Source organism: Enterobacter sp. 200527-13, from assembly GCF_027924865.1.
Taxonomy (GTDB): domain Bacteria; phylum Pseudomonadota; class Gammaproteobacteria; order Enterobacterales; family Enterobacteriaceae; genus Enterobacter; species Enterobacter ludwigii.
In genome coordinates this window covers 334,584-358,751 of record NZ_BSCM01000003.1, presented here as the reverse complement: position 1 = coordinate 358,751, position 24,168 = coordinate 334,584, and the positions used below count along the sequence as shown (strand labels likewise).

Below are 24,168 nucleotides of genomic sequence, written 5' to 3'. Positions count from 1 at the left end.
CCTTTACCAACCTCAATTAGTTGGCCAGCACCACATAATGAGAAAACTCTTTTTCGCAGTATTTGCATTTGAGTGCGATGTCATCGGCACGTTTTTTCACTGCAAAACTGGACGAAACCGGCTCAGCATGACTGATGCAGTTGCTGTTCGGGCAGACCAGCACATTTTCAATGCGATCCGGCAGATTAGGACGGGATTTACCGACCACTTCGTACTCGTCGATGCGGTTCACGGTGGCATCCGGCGCGTACAGAGAGAGCTGGTTAACCTGCTCGTCGGTCAGGAAGGTGTTTTCAATCTTGATCAGGTCTTTGCGGCCCATTTCACCCGACGGCAGGTTCAGGCCGATGGTGATGCGCTGGTCGGTTTCGGTCAGCTTGAACAGCGTCAGCAGCTTAAAGCCGATCTGGGCAGGGATGTGGTCAATCACGGTGCCACGTTTGATGGCTTCAACCTGGAGTTTGTTATCGTGTGTCATTGTCATTTCCCCTTACAGAGCCAATTCGCGATTCAGAACCAGTGCCAGTAACGCCTGGCGGGCGAAGATGCCGTTTCCGGCCTGCTGGAAGTACCAGGCGTGCGGCGTTTTATCCACGTCTGTGGTGATCTCATCGATACGTGGCAGCGGGTGCAGCACCTTCATATTCTCGCGTGCGCCGTCGAGGTCGCTGGCGCGCAGCACAAACTGTGCCTTCACGTTGGCGTATTCAGACGGATCCAGACGCTCTTTTTGCACGCGGGTCATATACAGAATATCAACGTTGCCCATCACCTCTTCGATGCTGGCATGCAGACTCCACGGGATCCCTTTTTCGTCCAGCATGTCGAGGATGTACTGCGGCATTGCCAGCGCGTCCGGCGCGATGAAGAAGAAGTGGTTGCCGTTAAATTTCGCCAGCGCCTGGGTCAGCGAGTGAACGGTGCGGCCATATTTCAGGTCACCCACCATGGCGATGTTCAGGTTTTCCAGACGGCCCTGCGTTTCCTGAATGGTGAACAGATCCAGCAGGGTCTGTGTCGGATGCTGGTTGGCCCCGTCTCCGGCGTTCAGCACCGGAATACCGCCGGAAAATTCGGTCGCCAGACGCGCCGCGCCTTCCTGCGGGTGGCGCATCACAATCGCGTCAACGTAGGTACTGATAACTGAAATGGTATCCGCCAGCGTTTCGCCTTTTTTACCCAGCGAGGTGTTGCTGCTGTCTGAAAAACCCACCACGCTCGCGCCGAGGCGGTGCATGGAGGTTTCGAAGGAGAGGCGGGTGCGGGTCGACGCTTCGAAGAAGCAGCTCGCAATCACCTTGTGCTTCAGCAGTTCCGGTTGCGGATTTGCCTTCAGTTTTGCCGCGGTTTCCAGAACCAGTTCCAGCTCTTCGCGGCTGAGGTCGTTTATGGAAATGATGTGTTTTTGATAAAGCGGATTCATGTTTATCTCCTGACGCCGGGCAAAAAAAAGCCCCTCAAATGAGGGGCTCTGGGAATAGATTGTGCAACGGGAAGAAAAACGGCAGGCCAGCGTCTGATTTCAGACGCGGTAAGACGTTATGTCGTACACGCTTGACCATGCTTCCTCCCGGCAAATTGTCGGGCATTATACGCAGCTCGATTTTCGGATCAAGGGGTTTAATGCACACTTTACTCAATGCAAACGGTTCTTTATGAATATTAATTCGTTCTGAGTAAATAATTAATTTGTTTATGCACCAGCGCAGTACGCTTCACCACCCGGGGAGCGACCCAGACGATACTGCTTCCGGCAACCACACCTAAAATTTCCGGTAACTGGTGATAATCCAGAATTCGCGCCACCGCACGGCCATATCCGGCCACGGTATGAACAAGGATAAATTCGCTATTATGCTCCACGCTCACCACCATTTCGGAAACGGTACGCGCGGCATCGGGAGCAGGGCGCAACTGAGGATTCAACGAATAAATCTTTAGCCCTTTGGCATTTCGAATTTTTATGACACCGAGCAATTTCAGCAGACGCGAAACGGTCGACTGGCTGATGCTGTCAAACCCTCTCTCCTGCAAATCGCGGCGGATTTCTTCCTGGGAGAGATAACTCTTTTCGGCGATCAGCTGCTGGCACACCGTTAGCTGCAGTTGTTCTCTGGGAGAGCAGTCTTCGTAATCCATCATATTTCCCATATCAGTTCCCGACATAACCGGTGGCACCGCACCGGTCCGTAGGCCGGACAGGCGCAGTGCCAGCCGGCAAATTACAACAAGGCACCCAGGCTTAACGCCACCATAATCACCACCGTCAGGATCGCCAGCAGCGGCGCAACCCATTTCAGGTAACGCACGTAAGGCACACGGGCAATCGCCAGACCGCCCATCACAACCGCTGAGGTCGGCGTGACCAGGTTAACGATGCCGGAGGCCGACTGGTAAGCCGTAACCACCAGGTCGCGGTTGACGTTAGCGAAATCAGCAAGGGGTGCCATGATCGGCATCGTCAGAACGGCCAGGCCGGACGAAGAAGGCACAAGAAACGACAGCACGACCTCAAGCCAGTACATCACGTTGATAAACGCCACCGTGGACAACCCGCTGACCAGCCCTTCCGCGCTGTGCAAAATGGTGTGGGTAATCATGCCCTTATCCATAATGACTACGATACCGCGCGCAATGCCGATAATCAGCGCGACGCCCAGCAAATCTCGCGCGCCGTTGATAAACGTCGAGGTCAGCTCCTCTTCGCTCATGCGGGCAATCAGCCCGACGATAATGGCGCTGGCCAAAAATACCGCCGAGATCTCCGCCATCCACCAGCCCAGCACCGCTACGCCGTAGATCATCACCGCGAAGGCGAGGGCGAAGATCAGCAGAATGATTTTGCGCACCGGGGTAAATTCCAGCGACTGCTCGCCTTTATTGCCGAGGAAGTGGGCGAGGTTCTCTTCCTGCTTGTCTGCAACGATGGAGCATGACGGATCCAGCCGCACTTTACGGGCATAGCGCATCACCCATGCCACGCAAATGAGCCAGCCGATCACCAGCAGCGCCACGCGCAGGGCGATACCGTTGGTGAACGGGATCCCGGCGGCGTTAGCGGCGATCACCGTGGCAAACGGGTTGATGGTGGAGCCGAGCGTGCCGATCCCCGCCCCGAGCAGCACGGTGGATGCAGCGACAACCGGATCGAAACGGGCGGCCAGCATTACCGGGACCAGCAGGGTATAAAAGGGCAGGGACTCTTCGGCCATGCCGTAAATGGTGCCGCCAGCCGCGAACAGCGCCATCAGGATCGGGATCATCCACTCTTCACGTCCGCGAAGGCGGGTGGTTACGCGCTCGATCCCGGCGTCGATCGCCCCGGTTTTGGTGACGATCCCGAGAAATCCCCCGATGATCAGGATAAACAGCGCGACGTCGATCGCCCCGGCCTGGCCGGAAACGGGATCGTACAGCCCGGCAATGGGGGCCATCAGTACGGAAACCAGCCCCTGCGGATGCGCCGCCACGTGCGCGTACGTTCCGGCAATCGGCACTTCTTTACCGAGGGTTTCATTCATTGCCATCTGATACTGACCGGCAGGTACGACCCAGCTCAGTGCCGCCACTACGGCAATCAGAAAAAAGAGAATGGTGTAAGCGGAGGGAAACTTGAACTTGCCCATGATGTTCTCCTGTACCCGGCGCACCCCGTGGCGCGCCGGGCGGTGATTAGTCGCCGAGTGTCGCCACCATGACCGCTTTAATGGTGTGCATGCGGTTCTCTGCTTCGTCAAAGACGATTGAGTTCGGTGATTCGAAGACCTCTTCCGTCACCTCCAGCCCTTTCAGGCCGTAGGCCATCTCGATTTCACGGCCGACTTTGGTGTGTTCGTTGTGGAACGCCGGCAGGCAGTGCATGAACTTGACGTTCGGGTTGCCGGTGGCTTTCATCACCTGGGCGTTAATCTGGTAAGGCTTCATCAGGCTGACGCGCTCGGCCCAGGCCTCTTTCGGCTCGCCCATCGAGACCCACACGTCGGTGTAGAGGAAATCGGCACCGTGTACGCCTTCCTCCACGTCGTCGGTGAGCGTGATGCGTGCGCCGGTCTCTTTGGCGATGGCGCGGCACTGCTCAACCAGCCCGGCTTCCGGCCAGAACGATTTCGGTGCGACGAGGCGGATATCCATCCCCATTTTGGCGGCACCGACCATCAGGGAGTTGCCCATGTTGTTCCGCGCGTCGCCAAGGTAAGCAAAGCTCAGGTCCGGCAGGGTTTTGCCCGGGGCATGCTCCAGCATGGTCATCAGGTCGGCGAGGATCTGCGTGGGGTGAAACTCGTCGGTCAGGCCGTTCCACACCGGCACGCCCGCATACTCGCCCAGCTCTTCCACGATGGCCTGGCCGTAGCCGCGATACTCGATGCCGTCGTACATCCGCCCCAGCACGCGGGCGGTGTCTTTCATCGACTCCTTGTGGCCAATCTGCGAGCCGCTTGGGCCGAGGTAGGTCACCTGTGCGCCCTGGTCAAAGGCTCCCACTTCAAAGGCGCAGCGGGTGCGCGTGGACGTTTTTTCAAAAATCAGGGCGATGTTTTTCCCGACCAGGGTTTGTTTTTCACGTCCGGCTTTTTTGGCGGCTTTGAGTTCGATGGCCAGGTCGATCAGGTACTGGATTTCTGCCGGGGTGTAGTCCAGCAGTTTGAGGAAGTTACGGTTTTTCAGATTGATGGTCATTGGGTCGTCCCTTTTAAAATGGTGTTGTCTGGTGCCCTCACCCCGACCCTCGCCCACAGGGAGAGAGGGAAGGTGAGGGGAAAATACGGTTCAGTGGCGAATCAACGTGCCTTTCTCGCCCGCCAGAATGTCTGCCCCGTCGGCCAGCGCGCCGATCCCGGCGATGCCGTTGCAGGCCTCGACAAACTCGCGGCAGGCGGCCACTTTTGGCCCCATCGAACCGGCGTCAAACTGCATGCCCCTGAGCAGTTCCGGCGTGACCTGTGCCAGCGGACGCTGGGTTGGTTTGCCCCAGTCGAGGTACACCGCGTCGGCATCGGTCAGGATCAGCAGGGCATCGGCTTCAATCTGGCGCGCCAGCAGGGCGGCAGAGAGGTCTTTGTCGATCACCGCTTCAATGCCGTGATACCCATTGGCGTTTTCCACCACCGGCACGCCGCCGCCGCCGTTGCAGATCACCAGGTGATCGCGCTGTATCAGTGCCGTGATGGCGTCGCTCTCAACGATGCGTTTCGGCTGTGGAGAGGGAACCACCCGGCGGAAATAGCTGCCGTCGGCCTTGAATACCCAGCCTTTCTCCGCCTGCAGCGTTTTTGCCTGGGCTTCGTTGTAGACCGGGCCGATGTATTTGGTCGGGTTAGTAAATGCCGGATCGGCGGCGTCCACTTCCACCTGGGTGAGCAGGACGCTCACCTCACGCTGGGGCAGGTTGTTTTTCAGCGCCTGCTGGAGCATGTAGCCGATCATTCCCTGACTTTCAGCGCCGAGGATGTCCAGCGGGTAGGGCGTGACTTTGTCGTACGCGCTGTTTTGCAGCGCCAGCAGCCCAACCTGCGGCCCGTTGCCGTGAACCAGTACCACGCGCCACTGTTCCGTCAGCCCGGCGATGGTGCGGGCCGCTAGCGCGATGTTCTGGCGCTGGATCTCCGCTTCCAGCGGCTCGCCGCGTTTCAGCAATGCGTTACCGCCAAGCGCCACAACCAGAGTGGGTTTTCGTTCCATGATGGCTCCTTTAAATTCCGTCGCGTTCCAGTGGGCAGCTCATGCAGCGCGCGCCGCCGCGGCCGCGTCCCAGTTCGTCACCCGGGATAGGCAGCACGGTGATACCCGCTTTGTCATATTTCTCGTTGGTCCAGACGTTACGCTCGTAGCCAATCACCACGCCCGGGCGGATGGTCAGCACGTTATTCGCGTCATTCCACTGTTCGCGTTCGGCTTCAAAGGCGTCGCCGCCGGTGGTGATCAGGCGTACCTGATTAATGCCGAGCGCTTTTTCAATGGCGTGCAGCAGATCCGTTTCCTGGGTGCGCAGCAGGCCACCGCGGCCGTCCGGGGTGAGCGTCCAGCACTGAGCGTCTTTGCGCACCACTTCCGGGTAGACGGAGAAGGTGTCCACGTCGATGTGGGTCATGACGGTATCGAGGTGCATGCAGGAGCGGTGTTTTGGCAGTTCCACAGCGATGACGCGCTCGGCCTGGCGGTGTTTGAACAGGCTATTGGCGAGGAACTCAACGCCCTGCGGCGTGGTGCGTTCAGACATGCCGATTAACACTGCGCCGCGGCCAATAACTAATACGTCGCCGCCCTCTAACGTGGCGTGGTCGTAATTAATGTTTTCATCGCCGAAATACTTAATAAAATCGCCATCGGCAAATGCAGGGTGCCAGCGATATATGGCCCGGAGATTATTGGTTTCACGCTGGCGGGCCGCTTTGGCCATCGGGTTAATTGACACGCCGTTATAAATCCAGCACGAGGTATCGCGGGTAAATAAATGGTTAGGCAGTGGCTTCATAATAAAATCATTTGCCGTGTGGGTATCCACCACCATATTTTTAAAGGCTGCCGGAATTTCACCGTAGGTTAATCCGCCGCTTAATCTGCGTGCCAGTTCGCGGTGCGGCATATCTGCCAGCCAGCCGCGCACGTCGCCGGCAAAGGTTGGCCCGAGGCGATAGTCAGAGATTTGCGTCTCCAGCAGCCAGGTTTTGGCCTCCGCAATATCAAGCGTTTGCGTGAGAAGGTCGGTCAGCAGCAGGACTTCCACACCCTGTTCGCGCAGGGTGTTAGCGAAGATGTCATGCTCTTCACCCGCCCGCTCAACCGAGAGCACATCATCGAATAGCAGCTCCTGGCAGTTCGATGGCGTTAAACGTTTCAGACTTAAATTTGGGCGGTGCAGCATAACGCTACGCAATTGACCAATTTCAGAACCGACGTAATGCTTTTCCATAATTATTCCTTTAACTGTTTTTCAGAATAAAAAGGGCATGCGCCATGTGATGTCTTTATTTACATGGCGGCTAAGCTCAATTGATTTCGAGATTTATAGTAGGCTCTTAAATAATGAATATTGTGACATCGCTCACGTGAAAATGGCTATTAAGGAGTTTGTTTTCATTTGCATGATTCGTATCAGATAATGATTAATTTGATTATATTTGCGGGTGAATAGCTAAGCAGGATCCGTTGGCATTATTTGGAGTTGTTATTATTTTGTAGAATTTAATGTTTTGACATATTTAGTTATGGTATTGATTTTAATGATAATTAAACGGCGCGCAGAATGACTATGCACTATTATCCATTAACTATTTTTGACTTAAGAAAAATCAATAAATAATTATGGGATTTAATAGCAAATTACCAAAATGATAAAGTGTGAAGTCACAGAGAGTTTTGCTATGAAGCGTATACGATCAGTAAGTTAGCATCACGGCCTGAAAGCGGAGGGCTGAGGTTATGCATAAAGACTGCATAAATGCCTGTGAGCGATTAACAGTGGAGTAACACATTTCCCGATAAACATGCGCTCGCGCAAAACTCATCGAAAAAGCGGTGGTAGGACAGTCTGAATTCTCGTATAAAAGATTAAAATGAAACGCTGTTTTATATTGAGGGTTTATTTATGATCGCTGGCAACATCCATCATCTGCAGTCCTGGCTACCTGAAGAACTGCGTCAGGCTATCGAATACGTCAAGGCGCACGTTACCGATGCTACCCCCTGCGGCAAACACGACATCGACGGCAACAGCCTGTTTTATCTGGTGTCTGAAGATATGACCCAGCCGTTTGCTGAGCGCCGCGCTGAGTATCACGCCCGCTATCTGGATATTCAGATAATCATGAAAGGCCAGGAGGGGATGACCTTCAGTACCCTGCCGCACGGTACGCCGGACACCGACTGGCTGGCGGATAAAGACATCGCGTTTTTGCCCGAGGGCGGGCAGGAAAAAACGGTGGTGTTAAGTGAAGGTGATTTTGTGGTGTTCTATCCGGGTGAAGTGCATAAGCCGCTGTGCGCGGTGGGCGCGCCTGCGAAGGTGCGTAAAGTGGTAGTGAAAATGCTGGTGGGGTAAGCCCTGTTAGCGTAAGAGAAGGGTGAAATGTTCCCTCTCCCGGTGGGAGAGGGTGAAAGCATCAGGCCGCAGCCCGTCATTATGTGATCCAGCTTATATTTTCCGCACTCCCTCATCGCCTCCCATTTACCTGCGCTTTTTCTGCGTCATAGTATGATCGTTAAATTAATGAACGCTGTTCTATAATGTAGAACAAAATAATTCAGCAAGGAGATCTCATGCCGCAGACCGCGTTGTTCACGGGAATCATTCCCCCTGTCTCCACCCTCTTTACCGCCGATGGACAGCTTGATAAACACGGCACTGCCGCGTTGATCGACGACCTGATCGCCGCAGGCGTCGATGGCCTGTTCTTTTTGGGCAGCGGCGGCGAGTTCTCCCAGCTAAACGCCGAAGAGCGTAAAACCATTGCCCGGTTTGCTATCGATCATGTCGATCGCCGGGTGCCGGTGCTGATTGGCACCGGTGGCACCAACGCCCGGGAAACCCTTGAACTGAGCCAGCATGCGCAGCAGGCCGGCGCCGACGGGATCGTGGTGATCAACCCGTACTACTGGAAAGTGTCCGAAGCGAATCTGATCCGCTATTTCGAACAGGTGGCAGACAGCGTCACGCTGCCGGTAATGCTGTATAACTTCCCGGCGCTGACCGGGCAGGATCTGACTCCGGCGCTGGTCAAAACCCTGGCCGACTCGCGGAGCAATATTGTCGGCATCAAAGACACGATCGATTCCGTCGCCCATCTGCGCAGCATGATCCGCACCGTCAAATCTGCCCATCCGCACTTCACGGTGCTGTGCGGCTATGACGATCATCTGTTTAATACGCTGCTGCTTGGGGGCGATGGCGCGATCTCGGCCAGCGGTAACTTTGCTCCGCAGGTGTCGGTGAATCTGCTGAAGGCCTGGCGTGACCAGGAGGTGGCGAAGGCGGCCGAATACCACCAGATCCTGCTGCAAATACCGCAGATGTATCAGCTTGATACGCCGTTTGTGAACGTCATTAAAGAGGCGATTGTGCTGTGCGGCCGCCCGATCTCCACGTACGTGCTGCCGCCCGCGTCACCACTGGATGAACCGCGTAAGGCGCAGCTGAAAACCCTGTTGCAACAGCTCAAGCTCTGCTGAGCCGGAAGACGACGATGACCATTGAGAAAATTTTCACCCCACAGGACGATGCGTTTTATGCCGTCATCACCCATGCGGCCGGGCCGCAGGGGGCGCTGCCGCTGACGCCGCAAATGCTGATGGAATCCCCCAGCGGTAACCTGTTTGGCATGACGCAAAACGCCGGTATGGGCTGGGACGCCAACAAGCTGACCGGCAAAGAGGTGCTGATTATCGGTACGCAGGGCGGCATTCGCGCCGGGGACGGGCGACCTATTGCGCTGGGCTACCACACCGGGCACTGGGAGATTGGCATGCAGATGCAGGCGGCGGCGAAGGAGATCACCCGTAATGGTGGGATCCCGTTTGCGGCCTTCGTCAGCGATCCGTGCGACGGACGCTCTCAGGGCACCCACGGCATGTTCGACTCCCTGCCGTACCGTAATGACGCGGCGATCGTGTTTCGTCGTCTGATCCGCTCCCTGCCGACGCGGCGAGCGGTGATCGGCGTGGCAACCTGCGATAAAGGGCTGCCCGCGACCATGATTGCGCTGGCCTCCATGCATGATCTGCCGACCATTCTGGTGCCGGGTGGGGCGACGCTGCCGCCGACCGTGGGGGAAGATGCCGGAAAAGTGCAGACCATTGGTGCGCGTTTCGCTAACCATGAGCTGTCGCTGCAGGAGGCTGCCGAGCTGGGGTGCCGCGCCTGTGCATCACCCGGCGGCGGCTGTCAGTTTCTCGGCACCGCGGGAACGTCACAGGTGGTGGCCGAAGCGCTGGGTCTGGCGCTGCCGCACTCTGCGCTCGCCCCGTCCGGGCAGGCCGTGTGGCTGGAGATTGCCCGTCAGTCTGCGCGGGCGGTGAGCGAGCTGGATAACCGTGGGATCACGACCCGCGATATCCTGACCGACAAAGCCATTGAAAACGCCATGGTGCTTCACGCGGCGTTTGGCGGCTCCACCAACCTGCTGCTGCACATCCCGGCGATTGCCCATGCGGCGGGCTGCACCATTCCGGATGTGGCGCACTGGACACGCATCAACCGTAAGGTTCCGCGTCTGGTGAGCGTGCTGCCAAACGGCCCGGACTACCACCCGACGGTGCGTGCTTTCCTGGCGGGCGGCGTGCCGGAGGTGATGCTCCATCTGCGCAAGCTGGGGCTGCTGCATGAAGATGCCATGACCGTTACCGGCCAGACGGTCGGGGAGAACCTCGACTGGTGGGAAAACTCAGCGCGTCGGGCGCGTTTTCGTCAGTGCCTGCGCGAGCAGGACGGCGTCGATCCGGATGACGTGATCCTGCCGCCTGAGCGCGCCCACGCGAAAGGCCTGACCTCGACGGTCTGCTTCCCGACCGGCAATATCGCGCCCGAAGGGTCGGTGATCAAAGCCACGGCCATCGACCCGTCTGTTGTGGATGACGATGGCGTTTACCGCCATACCGGCCGGGTGCGGGTGTTTGTCTCTGAGGCGCAGGCCATCAAGGCTATCAAGCAGGAAGCGATCCAGCAGGGCGATATTATGGTGGTGATTGGCGGAGGCCCGTCCGGCACCGGCATGGAAGAGACCTACCAGCTAACCTCCGCGCTGAAACATATCTCGTGGGGCAAGACGGTATCGTTGATCACCGATGCGCGCTTCTCGGGGGTATCAACCGGGGCGTGCTTCGGCCATGTGTCGCCGGAAGCGCTGGCAGGTGGCCCCATCGGCAAGCTGCGCGACAACGATATCATTGAGATCAGCGTCGACCGCCTGTCCTTAACGGGCAGCGTTAACTTTATCGGCACGGCGGAACAGCCGCTGAGGCCGGAAGAGGGGGCGCGCGTGCTGGCGTCGCGTCCGGTGCATCCTGACCTGCACGCCCACGCATTTTTGCCGGACGATACCCGCCTGTGGGCGGCTCTGCAGTCGGTGAGCGGCGGCACCTGGAAAGGGTGTATTTATGACACCGATAAAATCATCGAGGTAATTAACGCCGGTAAAAAAGCGCTCGGTCTTTAATTATATTTCTGGCTCTTGTCGTCTACGGAAAATATTCCGTGGACGGCTTTTGCATGTCTGTTTTTTATTATTGCGTAAATAATCTAATTACATGAAAAGAAAGGTCTTTAAATGATATCAGGATGTCGAGTGGCGTCACAAAAGCAAAATATCATAATTCAGAAATAAGATATGACCATTGTCGGTTAATTGAACACTTAATTACACTCTATTAACACGATGTTGTGAATTCAGCACACGAAATAAGGGTGTATTCCTGATGATGCACCGGGCATTTATTTGCCTGAATCAGGACCCTGGCGTTTGCACTGTTCCACGTACTGCCGTTGGGGGTAATGATGCAATTAACCATGAAAGATAAAATTGGCTACGGGCTGGGTGACACCGCCTGCGGCTTTGTCTGGCAGGCCACCATGTTCCTGCTGGCCTATTTCTATACCGACGTGTTTGGCCTGTCGGCGGGCATTATGGGGACGCTGTTTTTAGTTTCCCGCGTGCTGGATGCCGTCACCGATCCGCTGATGGGGCTGCTGGTTGACCGCACACGCACGCGTCACGGCCAGTTCCGTCCGTTCCTGCTGTGGGGCGCGATCCCGTTTGGGATTGTCTGCGTGTTGACCTTCTACACGCCGGACTTCTCCGCGCAGGGTAAAATCATCTACGCCTGCATAACCTACATTCTGCTGACCCTGGTTTACACCTTCGTTAACGTCCCTTACTGCGCCATGCCGGGCGTCATCACCGCTGACCCGAAAGAGCGCCACGCGCTGCAGTCCTGGCGCTTTTTCCTCGCGGCGGCGGGATCGCTGGCCATCAGTGGCATTGCGCTGCCGCTGGTGAGCATCATTGGTAAAGGCGATGAGCAGGTCGGCTATTTCGGCGCCATGTGCGTGCTGGGGCTGAGCGGCGTGGTGCTGCTCTACGTCTGCTTCTTCACCACCAAAGAGCGCTACACCTTTGAGGTGCAGCCGGGGTCGTCGGTGTCGAAAGACCTCAAGCTTCTGTTCGGCAATACCCAGTGGCGCATTATGTGTGCGTTCAAAATGATGGCGACCTGCTCCAACGTGGTCCGCGGCGGGGCGACGCTCTACTTCGTGAAGTACGTCATGGATCACCCGGAGATGGCGACGCAGTTTCTGCTTTATGGCAGCCTCGCCACCATGTTTGGTTCGCTCTGCTCATCCCGCCTGCTGGGGCGCTTTGACCGGGTGACCGCCTTCAAGTGGATAATCGTGGCCTACTCCCTGATCAGCCTGCTGATTTTCTTCATCCCGGCCGAACATATCGCCCTGATTTTCGCCCTTAACATTCTGTTCCTGTTCGTCTTTAACACCACCACGCCTTTGCAGTGGCTGATGGCTTCTGACGTGGTGGATTACGAGGAGAGCCGCAGCGGACGCCGTCTCGACGGGCTGGTGTTTTCCACCTACCTGTTCAGCCTGAAGATCGGTCTGGCGATTGGCGGTGCGGTGGTGGGTTGGATCCTGGCGTATGTGAACTACTCCGCCAGCAGCAGCGTGCAGCCGGTCGAAGTGCTGACCACCATTAAAATTCTGTTCTGCGTGGTGCCGGTGGTGCTCTACGTGGGCATGTTCATCATGCTGTCGTTCTACAAACTCACCGACGCCCGCGTGGCGGCCATCAGCCAGCAGCTGATTAAGCACCGTGCAACGCAGGGTGACGCCGTGCCCGAGGCTGCGACAGCCGCATCCCATTAACAGGAGGCAACATGACAACGATAACAAACCCGATCCTCACCGGCTTTAACCCGGACCCGTCCCTGTGCCGTCAGGGGGAGGATTACTACATCGCCACCTCGACGTTTGAATGGTTTCCGGGCGTGCGTATCTACCACTCCCGCGACATGAAGAACTGGTCGCTGGTCAGCACGCCGCTGGACAGGGTGTCGATGCTGGACATGAAGGGCAACCCGGACTCCGGCGGCATCTGGGCGCCGTGCCTGAGCTACGCCGATGGCCAATTCTGGCTGCTGTACACCGACGTGAAAATTGTCGATTCGCCGTGGAAAAATGGCCGTAACTTCCTCGTCACTGCGCCCTCCATCGAGGGGCCGTGGAGCGAACCGATCCCGATGGGCAACGGAGGGTTTGACCCGTCGCTGTTCCACGACGACGATGGCCGTAAATACTACCTCTACCGCCCGTGGGGGCCTCGCCATCACAGCAATCCGCATAACACCATCGTGATGCAGGAGTTTGACCCGCAGACCGGCACCCTTTCGCCCGAGCGCAAAACCCTGTTTACCGGCACGCCGCTCTGCTACACCGAAGGGGCGCACCTTTATCGTAAAGAGGGCTGGTACTACCTGATGGTCGCCGAAGGTGGCACCAGCTATGAACACGCGGTGGTGGTGCTGCGCTCAAAAACGCTCGACGGGCCGTACGAGCTGCATCCGGACGTGACGATGATGACCAGCTGGCATCTGCCGGAGAACCCGCTGCAGAAGAGCGGCCACGGCTCGCTGCTGCAGACCCACACCGGGGAGTGGTATATGGCCTACCTCACCAGCCGACCGCTGCGCCTGCCGGGTATACCGCTACTGGCCTCGGGCGGGCGCGGCTACTGCCCGCTGGGACGCGAGACCGGCATTGCGCGCATCGAATGGCGCGACGGCTGGCCGTACGTTGACGGCGGCAAACACGCGCAGCTGACCGTCCCCGGCCCGCAGATAGCGGAGCTGCCCGCCGCCTCCCGGGACAGCTGGCGGGAGGATTTCGACGGCAGCACGCTTGACCCGGAGCTGCAGACCCTGCGCATTCCGTTCGACGACAGCCTCGGCTCGCTGAGCGTGCGCCCGGGGTATTTGCGGCTTTACGGCAACGACTCGCTCAACTCGACCTTTACCCAGTCGACCGTGGCACGCCGCTGGCAGCACTTCGCCTTCCGGGCAGAGACGCGCATGCAGTTCTCGCCGGTTCACTTCCAGCAGAGCGCCGGGCTGACCTGCTACTACAACAGTAAAAACTGGAGCTACTGCTTTGTGGACTACGAAGAGGGGCAGGGCAGAACGATCAAAGTGATCCAGCTTGACCACAACGTGCCGTCGTGGCCGCTGCATGAACAGCCGATCCCGGTACCGGACAGCGCAGAGAGCATCTGGTTACGGGTTGACGTGGACACCCTGGTTTACCGTTACAGCTACTCGTTTGACGGTGAGACGTGGCACACCGTGCCGGTGACGTATGAAGCGTGGAAACTGTCGGATGACTACATCGGTGGGCGCGGCTTCTTTACCGGCGCGTTTGTCGGCCTGCACTGCGAAGACATCAGCGGTGACGGCTGCCACGCTGACTTTGATTACTTCACCTACGAACCACTCACGAAATAGCGGCTCAGGCCGGGTAACCCAGCGCGCGTGAGAGCTGGAGCCCGGCCTGCTGAAGCTGCTCGCGGAAGCTGGCCAGTTCGGCGTCATCCACCCGCGACGTCAGCGTCGACAGACTCAGGGCGGCAATCACGCGGGATTCATGGTTCCACACCGGTACCGCCACGCAGCGCACGCCCTGCTCGTTCTCTTCGCGGTCGAAGGCATAACCCTGCTCGCGGGTCTTGGCGAGGGCCTCCAGCAACGCGTCGCGGGAGGCAAGGGTGGAAGGGGTATAGGTGGTGTACTGATAGCCCTCAAGCAGGGCGTTCAGCTCGGCCTCGCCAAGCCAGGCAATCAACACCTTGCCGATGGCGGTGGCGTGAACCGGCAGCCGACGACCAATGCGCGAATAGGCGATAGCCGCCAGCTTGCCTTCAATCTTCTCGATATAAACGCCTTCACGACCGTCCAGGATCCCCAGATGGGTGGTCTGCCCGGTACGCTGCGACAGCTCCGTCAGCCAGCCTTTGGCCTTCTGACGTATATCGATTGAGCCCACCACAAAATGGCCGCGCTCCACCAGCTTCATGCCGAGGCGATATTTACCGTTTTCCGGGTTCTGATCGATATAGCCGTGAAGCTGCAGGGTTTTCAGCAGCGAGTGGAGGGTACTTTTGCTCAGCCCCATCAGTTTGCTGATGTCGGTGATCTTAAGCTCGGTGGCCTGCTCGTTAAACAGGTCGAGGATCTGCAACGCACGTTCAACAGACTGAATAATCGGCATAATGCTGGTATGTCCACGCAGGAATTAAGGCGAAAACGTACCTTTTTCAGGCGGAAAAATCAATGAAGTGGCGCCGGTTTACGCCCTCTCCCGGTGGAAGAGGGCCGGGGTGAGGGCACAAGACCGCAGAGGATCACTCCCCAAGCGTCGCCACCATCACCGCCTTAATGGTATGCATCCGGTTTTCCGCCTGGTCAAACACAATGCTCGCCGCCGATTCAAACACCTCGTCCGTCACTTCCATTCCGCCGTGCAGATCGAACTCTTTCGCCATCTGCTTACCCAGCGTGGTCTGGTCGTCATGGAATGCCGGCAGACAGTGCAGGAACTTCACGTCCGGGTTACCGGTCAGCGCCATCATCTGCGCGTTCACCTGATACCCGCGCAGCAGGGCAATCCGCTCGGCCCACTTCTCTTTGGCCTCGCCCATCGATACCCACACATCGGTATAGATGAAGTCCGCCCCTTTCACGCCGGCCGCGACCTCTTCCGTCAGGGTGATCTTCCCGCCATTCTTCTCCGCCAGCGCGCTGCACTCCGCCACCAGGCGCTCTTCCGGCCAGCAGGCTTTCGGTGCCACCAGACGCAGATCCAGCCCGGTTAACGCTGCCGCTTCCAGCATCGAGTTACCCATGTTGTTACGCGCATCGCCCGCATAAACCAGCGTCATCTCGTTAAACGCTTTGCCCGGCAGGTGCTCCTGCATGGTCAGCAGGTCCGCCAGCAGCTGCGTCGGATGGAACTCGTTGGTCAGCCCGTTCCACACCGGCACGCCCGCATACTGCGCCAGCGTTTCGACCACGTCCTGGCCGTGACCGCGATACTGAATGCCATCGTACATCCGCCCGAGTACCCGCGCGGTGTCCTTAATTGATTCTTTATGCCCAATCTGGCTGCCGCTCGGCCCTAAATACGTGACGCGCGCGCCCTGGTCAAATGCGGCAACTTCGAAAGAGCATCGTGTACGGGTTGAGTCTTTTTCGAAGATGAGCGCGATGTTTTTGCCAGTAAGCTTTTGTACTTCCTTACCCTTTTTTTTATCGGCTTTAAGCTGAGCGGCAAGGGTCAGCAGGGAATTGAGCTGTGCAGGGGTAAAATCGAGCAATTTCAGAAAGTGTTTCTTGTACAGATCAGACATTTTATCCTCACATGGCAAACGCCACTTATTGAATTAAAATTCACTTTATATGTCTAATTATTCATTTGCAACCCCGTTTCACAAATCTTTCCAACAAAGGTGGAGGCAAACCCGTCCGTGTGTGAAAATAGAAGTATCTGCCGCACTTTAAAGAGGAATGAGCCATGGCAAACCCGGAACACCTGGAAGAGCAACGCGAAGAGACGCGCCTGATTATCGAAGAACTGCTGGAAGACGGTAGCGATCCGGACGCGCTGTACACCATCGAGCACCATTTCTCTGCTGACGATTTCGACGCGCTGGAAAAACTGGCGGTAGAAGCTTTCAAACTGGGTTACGAAGTGACCGAGCCGGAAGAGCTGGAAGTGGAAGAGGGCGACACCGTCATCTGCTGCGATATTCTGAGCGAAGGCGCGCTGAAAGCAGAACTGATCGACGCTCAGGTCGAACAGCTGATGAACCTGGCCGAGAAGTTTGAAGTGGAATACGACGGCTGGGGAACCTACTTCGAAGATCCGAACGGTGAAGACGGCGAAGAAGGCGACGACGAAGATTTCATCGACGAAGACGACGACGGCGTGCGTCACTAAGCGTTTCAGGCGGTGGCGCGTGCCACCGCTTTTTCAAGGCAGAACCATGGATTACCCGCAGATACTCTCCCCCGTTCTTAACTTCCTCCAGTGCCCGACCCCGCAAGCATGGATTGATAAAGCCCGCGATCCGGCGATGCTGCCGCTGCTGCTCACCGACCACATGGTGTGCGAGCTCAAGGCCGCCCAGACCGCGCTGCTACTGGTGCGCAAATACGTCGCCGACGAAAGCGGTGCCGACGCGCTGCTCGACTGGCTCAAACCCTACGAAGCGTTCACCTTCCGCGAAGGCCCGGAACCGGATTTTGTGGCCCTGCACAAGCAGATTGGCAAAAGCGTCATGCCCAAAACCGACGATCCGTGGGGCCAGGCGCTTATCGACAGCATGGTGCTGCTGATCAAAGAAGAGCTGCACCACTTCTGGCAGGTGCGCGAGGCGATGCTGGCGCGCGACATTCCGTACGTCAAAATCACCGCCAGCCGCTACGCCAAAGGGATGCTGAAAGCGGTGCGCACGCACGAACCGCTGACGCTTATCGACAAGCTTATCTGCGGTGCCTACATCGAAGCCCGCTCCTGCGAGCGTTTCGCCGCGCTGGCCCCGTTCCTCGACGACGACCTGCAGAAATTCTATCTCTCGCTGCTGCGCTCGGAAGCGCGCCACTATCAGGACTACCTGACGCTTGCCCAACAGGTGAGCGACGACGATATCTCACCGCGCATACAGCTTTTTGGCGAAATTGAAGCCACACTTATCTCGACACCGGATAACGAGTTTCGCTTTCACAGCGGCGTGCCGGTGTAAACCGGCATAGCGAAAAGAAAAGGATGCGAGATGAATAAAACGTGGATCCGTATAGTCGTGGTGACTCTCCTGGCCGCCGTCGTGGCGTTCTGGGTCTACTTCGACAAACAACGCCAGCACACCCCCGAACAGCAGCTTGATACCACCCTCAACGCAATGCCCGCCTGGCAGGTGATAAAAGAGCAGGAGCCTGTGCTTCATCAGCGCATTCTTGACCAGATGGCGGCCCTGCAAAAAGCCGGCGAGCCGGAGCAGAAGATTATCGACACCATCCAGCCGCAGATCCTGCATCTGCAGATGTCGCGCCTGCAAAACGCGCCGGACGCTAACGTGGTGAACTATATGACGATCAACATGGAGCAGACCGCCGCCATCCAGAAGGTGAGCGACGACGCCTGTTTCCGCTTCCTCTACCCGGCGGTAAAAGGGGGCGTCAACCCGATGCGCATGCTGGATAAAGACCTGATGACGCGGCGCATGCAGGCCGACGCCGACATGATGCGCGCGGCCTACGGCAAAAATCGCCACACCGTGACCCCGGAAGAACGCGAAGCCGCGGTGACGGATGTCCGCCCGATTATGAAAACGCTGGCCGACAAGTACGGCGAGGACATCCAGCTACTGCAGATGCCGGAGAAGGCGGTGGGCAAAGAGAAGCTCTCCTGCGACATGGTGCAGGAGATGTGGGCGAAGGTGCTGGCGCTGCCAGAGCAGAAGGCGGCAGGCGTGATTCGGCTGGCGGTTTCCGAGGTAGAATGACAGGGCGCTGGTTTTTTGGGCACTTAGCGTAGGTTTAGCGCGTCGCCGCTTGCATGGCGGCGCGCGACAGGTATAATCCACAACGTTTCCGCATCCCCTTCAGTGCCGAAGTGGCGAAATCGGTAGACGCAGTTGATTCAAAATCAACCGTAGAAATACGTGCCGGTTCGAGTCCGGCCTTCGGCACCATCGGAACATCAATAGACGTCAACGGACGTCTTTTTTTGTGCCTGAAATCCGCGCCACGCAAGGCTTTCCGCGATTCTCCTTTCAACAGAAGTCAATCTGAGTCAACCCACATCAAGTCGCTTGTGAGTATAGAACCGAGTATATATGCTGGTTCGATAATGGTTGTGTACTCACAGCGGCACATGGAAGGAGAACTTTTATGGCTCTGACAGATATCAAAGTGCGTTCTGCGAAACCGCAGGAAAAGGAGTACACCCTTGTCGATGGGGATGGCATGTTTTTGCTTATTCACCCTAACGGCTCAAAATACTGGCGGTTCCGTTTTCGCTTTGGTGGTAAGCAGCACCTGATGGCGTTTGGTGTTTATCCTGAAACGTCATTAGCTGATGCTCGTCAAAAGAGGGAAGAGGCCAGAAGGCTTGTTGCTGCTGGAATCGATCCTCGCGAGCATAAGCGGGCTGTAAAAGAGAAGCAGGCAAAAGAGGCCATTACCTTTGAGTCTGTTGCCAGAGAGTGGCATGCAAGTAACAAGAAATGGTCAGAGGAACACAGTCGACGGGTGCTGAAGAGCCTGGAAGATAATTTGTTCCCAGCAATTGGGAAGCGGAGTATTGATAGTTTTAGTACTCGCGATCTCCTTGTTCCTATCAAAGTAGTTGAGGCTACAGGGCGTCTTGAAGTAGCTTCGCGTCTTCAGCAGCGTACCAATGCGATTATGCGTTATGCAGTGCAAAGCGGTTTGATCGATTACAATCCTGCTCAGGAGATGGCTGGGGCAGTTGCTTCAAGTAATCGTGTCCATCGACCAGCACTTGAACTGAAACGCTTACCTGAACTACTCCACCGAATTGATAGCTACAACGGACGGCTTTTAACCCGTCTGGCAGTTGAGCTTACGTTATTAATCTTCATTCGTTCCAGTGAATTGCGCTTTGCGCGTTGGTCTGAAATCGATTTAGAAACGGCAATGTGGACAATACCGGCTGAACGAGAAGCTATAGAAGGTGTTAAGCATTCACAGCGTGGCTCGAAAATGCGTACGCCTCATTTAGTACCGCTGTCTCGTAAGGCATTAGTATTCCTTCAACAGGTCCACAAGATCAGTGGTGATCGTGACTTTGTTTTCGTTGGCGATCATAACCCTCATAAGCCCATGAGTGAAAACACGGTGAACAAGGCACTGCGCGTCATGGGATATGACACGAAGGTTGAAGTTTGTGGGCATGGTTTCAGAACAATGGCCTGTAGCTCGTTGATTGAATCAGGGTTGTGGTCGAGGGATGCTGTAGAGCGGCAAATGAGCCATATGGAACGTAACTCAGTACGTGCGGCTTACATTCATAAGGCCGAGCATTTGGACGAGCGCAGGTTGATGCTGCAATGGTGGGCTGATTTTCTGGATGCGAATCGGGAGAGTGGGATTACGCCATTTGACTATGCGAAGATCAATCGGGGTAATAGTATGTGAGTTATTTACGAATGTACATTTAGGTCTAATATAAAAGCTGCTGAATAATTTAAGCGGGGTGGGGCAGCAGTGTTATCACCGGGTCAATTCTTTGCATTGAGTTGCATCGACGGGAACTCCGCCCCAAGTCAATCAATAAGTAATGCATTAATCAGGTTATTGCGTTGTTGAGCGTAGAAATATGATGCAGTGGTATGCAAATTATATTGGTGAATTGAGGGGGGATTGGGCTGTGGTGGAGGGGATGTTCGAGACGATTTTAATAAATAGCCATTCAGCGGAAAAGGTGGGTGTTTATTATCAGGACTCAGCGAGTTTTTACAGTGATATATTTCATCGCAGCCAGCAAATAGGAAGCTTTGAAAGTCACATCCTGGTAGTCTTTAGCTAACAAACTTTCACTTTCTTCAAACCGCTCAACAAATGCTGCAACTTCACTCGGATTGATGCGACTAATATTGTTTTTCCCATTTCTGACAAACAGCTTTTGCTCTTCAGCATACAGAGTGAAAGGCATTTTTTTCGCACTTGTAAACAGTTCAACTGGTTGAGCGAAATACTCCAACATTAAATGGTAGAAATCTTTATAAACCATGATTACTGCTCTCTCATCACTTTATCTCCCAGGAAGTACAGGGTTATTTGGTTGCTCATTATGAGCCATCAGAATCTCATCACCAGAAAAGCAGTGGAGGGAACCTTGCCACTCGCCTTTTACCAACTCACCCGATTCAAGGTCAAAGGGTACACACCATAGAGATAAGTCTTCGTCGAAACGGAACACTGGCAACGGTGTAGCAAAGTACTGATGACGCGGATAAATCAGCATCATATGGCCTTTCCCATGGAGATACTTTTGCCCATAGGCGAACATCTGATGCAAGTCTGTCTGGCTGATTTCATACTTTCTCAGACTATCATCAGCTCTGCTATCTAATAGTTTCCATTTAGCATCGAGAACCACCGTTTGCCCGCCTGTGATAAGAAAGTCTGGTTTAAGCATGAACCATCGTTGAGATGACTTTTCGCTAACAGGAACATGCTCTAACAAGTACCGGCCCTTAGCCTGTTCTATGAGCAGGTAATCATGATGCAACGCTCCAGCCAGACAGCATCCTACCCAGCCTTCATATAACCTATCCATAGGGAACAACAGAGAAATTCCCTGATGGGATCCATGTTGAAAATCTGGATTCATCTGCTCAAGAATGAGCTGGCACCACGGCTTTATGGCACGATAGCCGAGGAGATATTTGCTGTCACTCCATTGCCTCATTGGTTGTGTTGTACTGCCACAAATAGGCTCTATGCCATCAAGTTGGTGGCTAAGTGAATTTGCCTGTCTCCAGCTCTGTCCTTGTTTGGTCATTTTAAACGCCCAATCCAAAGCCGTCCTTAGCAGGCGGTTTTCGATGCGCTGAGGGGAAAACTCGGCATAGCGCACATGAAAATGTGTGCCTCTGCCCGGAGGCATTCTCATTTGCGCAGTGACATTCAATTGACCACGAATAAACGCACTATGTTCATCCTCACTGAGGTGATAATCGAAACGCAGCCCTTTGCGCACTAAATCAGCAAGATGCTGCAAAAACTCACTGATTATCCATTCATGTAGAGGCTGATCACTCCGTTGCAATACCGCCTGATTCGCCTCACGGGGTGTAATCCCTAAAGATGTGCTTAGCATTCGGCGTAAAAGCTGACGTAGGGGGACTATCTCAGATGGCGCTTCAAATGTGGTTTTTGGCAGAATTTCAATTGACTCGCCATTGGGGGATTGTAGATAACCGACATAGCCTCCCAAACGCAAAAACCGCTTTCCTTCCCGGCTGAGAATTTGAGAGGTACCACTCCACGTTTGTTGCAATTGCTCAAGCCAGGAAAAGGTTGCCTCAGAGACAATTCCCAAATCCATACCGGCTGGTTGAGAGTTATCACAAGTCAGCAGAGCATATTCCCGGACCTGGATCATCATGCGACAATACCCTGATAAGCTTCTGCCGACGTGAAAGCATGTTCATTGATACGGAAACGCCTGTCAGACAAGCTATCCGCAATTTCTTTCGGGAATAGTGCAGAAAATGATGGTAGTTGTGCTGACTGCTGCAACAGAATAAAACGGTTTTCTTTCGCTTTAACCGAATCATTCAACACCCAACCAATGCGTTCATAATCATCAAAGAAATACTCTCTCAGCAATGGAATGATTTTGTCCTGGAAGATGCTGGCAAGACAGGCTTCGCGGTCAGCGTTATTTTCTAATTTCTTTAGCGGCATAAAGTAAGCATGGCCAATCGTATGCTCACTATCCAATAGCGCTTCGATTCGCTGATTAATACACGTTAACAACGTTTCGACATCAACGCCAAACGCAGTGACCCCAGCTAACAACTCTGGTCGTGCAGGCATTTCTTTAAAGTTAAAACGGCGTCTTAACGCAAGGTCCATCTGAATTAACGACTTATCGGCCGTATTCATAGTGCCTATTACATAGACATTCCTGGGTACGGAAAACAGCTGTTTAGAATACGGTAACATTAAGGTGCGGGCATCTTCGGCACCCAATCGTTTATCGGGTTCCAATAGAGTAATCAATTCACCAAAGATGCGGGCAATATTACCACGATTTATTTCATCGATAATGAGTACATGCGGCAATGCTTGATTATCACTTGTTTCAACAGGAGCCAGTAGTTGAGACAGTTTTTCCCTGTCAATTGAGGTGTCTCTCAACTCATATAACGTCATCTGTGAAAGTGCTTTTAAAAATAGCTGTTCTTTCGGTAAACTCGGCGAATAGGTTCGTAGCCAGTTGACTTTACGCATTTGATGATAACCTACGCGTTCATCATTAGGTAGATATTGATAATCGCCAGCGATCTCGGCAATGGCCCTAAACTTATGGTTGCCATCGGAAATAATAACCAGGTCACCATTTCGCATGATATTTTTAAACATATTGACCGCAGTCAACATGTATTCGCTTCGCTCAACCAGGCTATCACTCGCTCCATCTATGCGCAGTCGGACATCAGCCGCTGTCGTGCAGCCACTAAAATCAAGATTATCCCCCCAACCTAATAGAATATAATTGTTCTCAAGGCACTCATCGAAAATATAATCTTCACCGTCAAGAGTATTTCCAAGAGACATTTTCCAGATCCGTCGCCCATTCAAGGACAATGACTGAGTTGAACTACCACGCGTTTTAACTTCAGCATTCAGGCACAGCTGTTTAAAAATACCATCCACAACTTCGTAGCGAAGCGCGCCTGACTTTTCATCAGTCGTCGCGCGAATCCCTTCGATAAAGTCTTCATAGGAGAAGCTCTGGTGGAATGTGGTAAACATAATGCGCTGTTTTTCTACCAACGCCTTATAGCGTTCTTTTACCAACTCCCGTAAGTCATTGCCATGATGTGCGAGCGTAGCCTGTTGGTACCATGCATTATCCGCAATTTTGACCGCCATCTCGGTGGTACTGTAGGTTTTACCCGTGCCTGGTGGCCCAAAGAGAATCTGATTTAATGGATACATTGGCGATTGTTCCTTGTTTTGGTTATCTCTTTTTATTCCGGGTTGGGTGGTAAAAGATGGTTGGCCGCCCAGCAAAGCCACCAGCGCCTGCAACGCTTCAACTGACTCAACATCAGCCGCGAAACCATATTGGGATGTACCGTTATCTTTCGGATAACGGCGGTAACTGGTGCTTTTTACTTTTTCCCAAAGGCAGTGGATACCCTCGATGCGATCAATTTCCGCCTTTAAGGCGAGAGTTTCTGGTGCAAGAACCAATGGGCTCTTATTAACCACGCCGTCCCGGCTGCGTTTGACGTACAGATACTTTCCATTCCCGAGCGCATGTTCGGATGCATAGCTTGGCTCGAATTTTCCCGCCTCAAGCCGGTAACCCAATTCATTCAACGCCTGGTATATCTCGAAAGAATTCAGCATTTCCTA

23 protein-coding genes, 1 tRNA gene and 1 pseudogene are annotated in these 24,168 nt (G+C 54.8%); 11 read left to right on the top strand and 14 right to left on the bottom strand.

The genetic code is table 11. The annotated features are described in order from the left end of the window. Nucleotides 1–16: 16 nt before the first annotated feature. From pyrI to QMG44_RS13815, 3 genes are read right to left on the bottom strand one after another with little or no spacing between them, the layout of a single operon-like run. A complete protein-coding gene (gene pyrI, locus QMG44_RS13825) occupies nucleotides 17–478 on the bottom strand; it encodes an aspartate carbamoyltransferase regulatory subunit (protein ID WP_025205744.1) in 462 nt (153 codons plus the stop codon). Between the two features lie 12 nt (nucleotides 479–490). Then, the gene (gene pyrB, locus QMG44_RS13820; RefSeq protein ID WP_014168402.1) at nucleotides 491–1,423 is read right to left on the bottom strand and encodes an aspartate carbamoyltransferase; all 933 of its coding nucleotides are present in this window, start codon (nucleotides 1,421–1,423) and stop codon (nucleotides 491–493) included. Between the two features lie 34 nt (nucleotides 1,424–1,457). Beyond that, the gene (locus QMG44_RS13815; RefSeq protein WP_168769597.1) at nucleotides 1,458–1,562 is read right to left on the bottom strand and encodes a pyrBI operon leader peptide; all 105 of its coding nucleotides are present in this window, start codon (nucleotides 1,560–1,562) and stop codon (nucleotides 1,458–1,460) included. Here QMG44_RS13815 and QMG44_RS24325 point away from each other — a divergent pair. After that, nucleotides 1,542–1,659, top strand: a pseudogene (locus QMG44_RS24325) (hypothetical protein). The gene QMG44_RS13815 and the pseudogene QMG44_RS24325 overlap by 21 nt on opposite strands. Before the next feature lie 3 nt (nucleotides 1,660–1,662). On the opposite strand, the gene QMG44_RS13810 reads toward QMG44_RS24325, so the two are convergent. From QMG44_RS13810 to arcA, 5 genes are all read right to left on the bottom strand, one after another. Next, a complete protein-coding gene (locus QMG44_RS13810) occupies nucleotides 1,663–2,142 on the bottom strand; it encodes an arginine repressor (protein WP_025205741.1) in 480 nt (159 codons plus the stop codon). Between the two features lie 80 nt (nucleotides 2,143–2,222). Continuing rightward, nucleotides 2,223–3,626, bottom strand: a complete 1,404-nt coding sequence (locus QMG44_RS13805; protein ID WP_086533179.1) for a YfcC family protein — start codon at nucleotides 3,624–3,626, stop codon at nucleotides 2,223–2,225. Nucleotides 3,627–3,672: 46 nt separating this feature from the next. Further along, nucleotides 3,673–4,677 (bottom strand): ornithine carbamoyltransferase, encoded by a 1,005-nt coding sequence (argF, locus tag QMG44_RS13800; RefSeq protein WP_020885389.1) that lies wholly within the window; start codon nucleotides 4,675–4,677, stop codon nucleotides 3,673–3,675. A gap of 90 nt (nucleotides 4,678–4,767) precedes the next feature. Further along, nucleotides 4,768–5,679 carry a carbamate kinase gene (gene arcC, locus QMG44_RS13795; RefSeq protein ID WP_086533180.1) on the bottom strand — a complete coding sequence of 304 codons (912 nt, stop codon included), beginning with the start codon at nucleotides 5,677–5,679 and terminating at the stop codon, nucleotides 4,768–4,770. A 10-nt stretch (nucleotides 5,680–5,689) separates the two neighbouring features. Beyond that, complete coding sequence (arcA, locus tag QMG44_RS13790; RefSeq protein ID WP_020885388.1) at nucleotides 5,690–6,910, bottom strand: arginine deiminase; 1,221 nt, start codon at nucleotides 6,908–6,910, stop codon at nucleotides 5,690–5,692. 675 nt (nucleotides 6,911–7,585) lie between these two features. Here arcA and QMG44_RS13785 point away from each other — a divergent pair. From QMG44_RS13785 to QMG44_RS13765, 5 genes are all read left to right on the top strand, one after another. Then, on the top strand, nucleotides 7,586–8,038 hold the full coding sequence (locus tag QMG44_RS13785; RefSeq protein WP_014168409.1) for a YhcH/YjgK/YiaL family protein: 453 nt from the start codon (nucleotides 7,586–7,588) through the stop codon (nucleotides 8,036–8,038). Between the two features lie 218 nt (nucleotides 8,039–8,256). After that, on the top strand, nucleotides 8,257–9,165 hold the full coding sequence (yagE, locus tag QMG44_RS13780) for a 2-keto-3-deoxygluconate aldolase (RefSeq protein ID WP_086533181.1): 909 nt from the start codon (nucleotides 8,257–8,259) through the stop codon (nucleotides 9,163–9,165). Between the two features lie 14 nt (nucleotides 9,166–9,179). Further along, entirely contained in the window at nucleotides 9,180–11,147 is a 1,968-nt protein-coding gene (gene yagF / locus QMG44_RS13775; protein ID WP_086533182.1) for a xylonate dehydratase YagF, read from the top strand. Nucleotides 11,148–11,482: 335 nt separating this feature from the next. Further along, nucleotides 11,483–12,865, top strand: coding sequence for an MFS transporter (locus tag QMG44_RS13770; protein ID WP_074148042.1), 1,383 nt, complete (start codon nucleotides 11,483–11,485; stop codon nucleotides 12,863–12,865). A gap of 11 nt (nucleotides 12,866–12,876) precedes the next feature. Then, nucleotides 12,877–14,496, top strand: coding sequence for a glycoside hydrolase family 43 protein (locus tag QMG44_RS13765; protein ID WP_086533183.1), 1,620 nt, complete (start codon nucleotides 12,877–12,879; stop codon nucleotides 14,494–14,496). 4 nt (nucleotides 14,497–14,500) lie between these two features. Here the strand turns inward: QMG44_RS13765 and xynR are convergent, their stop codons facing one another. From xynR to argL, 3 genes are all read right to left on the bottom strand, one after another. Then, entirely contained in the window at nucleotides 14,501–15,259 is a 759-nt protein-coding gene (gene xynR / locus QMG44_RS13760; RefSeq protein ID WP_025205733.1) for a DNA-binding transcriptional repressor XynR, read from the bottom strand. A 133-nt stretch (nucleotides 15,260–15,392) separates the two neighbouring features. Further along, on the bottom strand, nucleotides 15,393–16,397 hold the full coding sequence (argF, locus tag QMG44_RS13755; protein WP_032679528.1) for an ornithine carbamoyltransferase: 1,005 nt from the start codon (nucleotides 16,395–16,397) through the stop codon (nucleotides 15,393–15,395). Next, nucleotides 16,367–16,441, bottom strand: coding sequence for a putative translational regulatory protein ArgL (gene argL / locus QMG44_RS13750; RefSeq protein WP_223399268.1), 75 nt, complete (start codon nucleotides 16,439–16,441; stop codon nucleotides 16,367–16,369). The genes argF (QMG44_RS13755) and argL overlap by 31 nt, the downstream gene beginning before the upstream one ends. Nucleotides 16,442–16,561: 120 nt before the next feature. Here argL and rraB point away from each other — a divergent pair, with 120 nt between their 5' ends. The 5 genes from rraB (at nucleotide 16,562) to QMG44_RS13725 (ending at nucleotide 20,208) form a co-directional block, all read left to right on the top strand. After that, nucleotides 16,562–16,987: a ribonuclease E inhibitor RraB gene (gene rraB / locus QMG44_RS13745; protein WP_014168417.1), complete on the top strand. Its 426-nt coding sequence runs from the start codon at nucleotides 16,562–16,564 to the stop codon at nucleotides 16,985–16,987. Between the two features lie 46 nt (nucleotides 16,988–17,033). Next, the gene (gene miaE, locus QMG44_RS13740; RefSeq protein ID WP_086533184.1) at nucleotides 17,034–17,792 is read left to right on the top strand and encodes a tRNA isopentenyl-2-thiomethyl-A-37 hydroxylase MiaE; all 759 of its coding nucleotides are present in this window, start codon (nucleotides 17,034–17,036) and stop codon (nucleotides 17,790–17,792) included. Nucleotides 17,793–17,822: 30 nt separating this feature from the next. Further along, nucleotides 17,823–18,551, top strand: a complete 729-nt coding sequence (locus tag QMG44_RS13735) for a hypothetical protein (protein ID WP_020885380.1) — start codon at nucleotides 17,823–17,825, stop codon at nucleotides 18,549–18,551. 104 nt (nucleotides 18,552–18,655) lie between these two features. Beyond that, a tRNA-Leu gene (locus QMG44_RS13730) sits at nucleotides 18,656–18,740 on the top strand. A gap of 199 nt (nucleotides 18,741–18,939) precedes the next feature. Beyond that, nucleotides 18,940–20,208, top strand: a complete 1,269-nt coding sequence (locus QMG44_RS13725; RefSeq protein ID WP_086533185.1) for an integrase arm-type DNA-binding domain-containing protein — start codon at nucleotides 18,940–18,942, stop codon at nucleotides 20,206–20,208. Nucleotides 20,209–20,515: 307 nt separating this feature from the next. Here QMG44_RS13725 and QMG44_RS13720 read toward each other — a convergent pair whose 3' ends face one another. From QMG44_RS13720 to QMG44_RS13710, 3 genes are read right to left on the bottom strand one after another with little or no spacing between them, the layout of a single operon-like run. Next, nucleotides 20,516–20,803 (bottom strand): hypothetical protein, encoded by a 288-nt coding sequence (locus tag QMG44_RS13720; RefSeq protein WP_232937794.1) that lies wholly within the window; start codon nucleotides 20,801–20,803, stop codon nucleotides 20,516–20,518. 21 nt (nucleotides 20,804–20,824) lie between these two features. Then, nucleotides 20,825–22,183: an McrC family protein gene (locus tag QMG44_RS13715; RefSeq protein ID WP_086533186.1), complete on the bottom strand. Its 1,359-nt coding sequence runs from the start codon at nucleotides 22,181–22,183 to the stop codon at nucleotides 20,825–20,827. Next, entirely contained in the window at nucleotides 22,180–24,162 is a 1,983-nt protein-coding gene (locus QMG44_RS13710) for an AAA family ATPase (protein WP_086533187.1), read from the bottom strand. The genes QMG44_RS13715 and QMG44_RS13710 overlap by 4 nt, the downstream gene beginning before the upstream one ends. Nucleotides 24,163–24,168: the final 6 nt, after the last annotated feature.

What these genes read in the sequence shown, in the direction of transcription:
- pyrI (WP_025205744.1), bottom strand. Translation starts at nt 478, where the DNA reads ATGACACACGATAACAAACTCCAGGTTGAAGCCATCAAACGTGGCACC.
- pyrB (WP_014168402.1), bottom strand. Translation starts at nt 1,423, where the DNA reads ATGAATCCGCTTTATCAAAAACACATCATTTCCATAAACGACCTCAGC.
- QMG44_RS13815 (WP_168769597.1), bottom strand. Translation starts at nt 1,562, where the DNA reads ATGGTCAAGCGTGTACGACATAACGTCTTACCGCGTCTGAAATCAGAC.
- QMG44_RS13810 (WP_025205741.1), bottom strand. Translation starts at nt 2,142, where the DNA reads ATGATGGATTACGAAGACTGCTCTCCCAGAGAACAACTGCAGCTAACG.
- QMG44_RS13805 (WP_086533179.1), bottom strand. Translation starts at nt 3,626, where the DNA reads ATGGGCAAGTTCAAGTTTCCCTCCGCTTACACCATTCTCTTTTTTCTG.
- argF (WP_020885389.1), bottom strand. Translation starts at nt 4,677, where the DNA reads ATGACCATCAATCTGAAAAACCGTAACTTCCTCAAACTGCTGGACTAC.
- arcC (WP_086533180.1), bottom strand. Translation starts at nt 5,679, where the DNA reads ATGGAACGAAAACCCACTCTGGTTGTGGCGCTTGGCGGTAACGCATTG.
- arcA (WP_020885388.1), bottom strand. Translation starts at nt 6,910, where the DNA reads ATGGAAAAGCATTACGTCGGTTCTGAAATTGGTCAATTGCGTAGCGTT.
- QMG44_RS13785 (WP_014168409.1), top strand. Translation starts at nt 7,586, where the DNA reads ATGATCGCTGGCAACATCCATCATCTGCAGTCCTGGCTACCTGAAGAA.
- yagE (WP_086533181.1), top strand. Translation starts at nt 8,257, where the DNA reads ATGCCGCAGACCGCGTTGTTCACGGGAATCATTCCCCCTGTCTCCACC.
- yagF (WP_086533182.1), top strand. Translation starts at nt 9,180, where the DNA reads ATGACCATTGAGAAAATTTTCACCCCACAGGACGATGCGTTTTATGCC.
- QMG44_RS13770 (WP_074148042.1), top strand. Translation starts at nt 11,483, where the DNA reads ATGATGCAATTAACCATGAAAGATAAAATTGGCTACGGGCTGGGTGAC.
- QMG44_RS13765 (WP_086533183.1), top strand. Translation starts at nt 12,877, where the DNA reads ATGACAACGATAACAAACCCGATCCTCACCGGCTTTAACCCGGACCCG.
- xynR (WP_025205733.1), bottom strand. Translation starts at nt 15,259, where the DNA reads ATGCCGATTATTCAGTCTGTTGAACGTGCGTTGCAGATCCTCGACCTG.
- argF (WP_032679528.1), bottom strand. Translation starts at nt 16,397, where the DNA reads ATGTCTGATCTGTACAAGAAACACTTTCTGAAATTGCTCGATTTTACC.
- rraB (WP_014168417.1), top strand. Translation starts at nt 16,562, where the DNA reads ATGGCAAACCCGGAACACCTGGAAGAGCAACGCGAAGAGACGCGCCTG.
- miaE (WP_086533184.1), top strand. Translation starts at nt 17,034, where the DNA reads ATGGATTACCCGCAGATACTCTCCCCCGTTCTTAACTTCCTCCAGTGC.
- QMG44_RS13735 (WP_020885380.1), top strand. Translation starts at nt 17,823, where the DNA reads ATGAATAAAACGTGGATCCGTATAGTCGTGGTGACTCTCCTGGCCGCC.
- QMG44_RS13725 (WP_086533185.1), top strand. Translation starts at nt 18,940, where the DNA reads ATGGCTCTGACAGATATCAAAGTGCGTTCTGCGAAACCGCAGGAAAAG.
- QMG44_RS13720 (WP_232937794.1), bottom strand. Translation starts at nt 20,803, where the DNA reads ATGGTTTATAAAGATTTCTACCATTTAATGTTGGAGTATTTCGCTCAA.
- QMG44_RS13715 (WP_086533186.1), bottom strand. Translation starts at nt 22,183, where the DNA reads ATGATGATCCAGGTCCGGGAATATGCTCTGCTGACTTGTGATAACTCT.
- QMG44_RS13710 (WP_086533187.1), bottom strand. Translation starts at nt 24,162, where the DNA reads ATGCTGAATTCTTTCGAGATATACCAGGCGTTGAATGAATTGGGTTAC.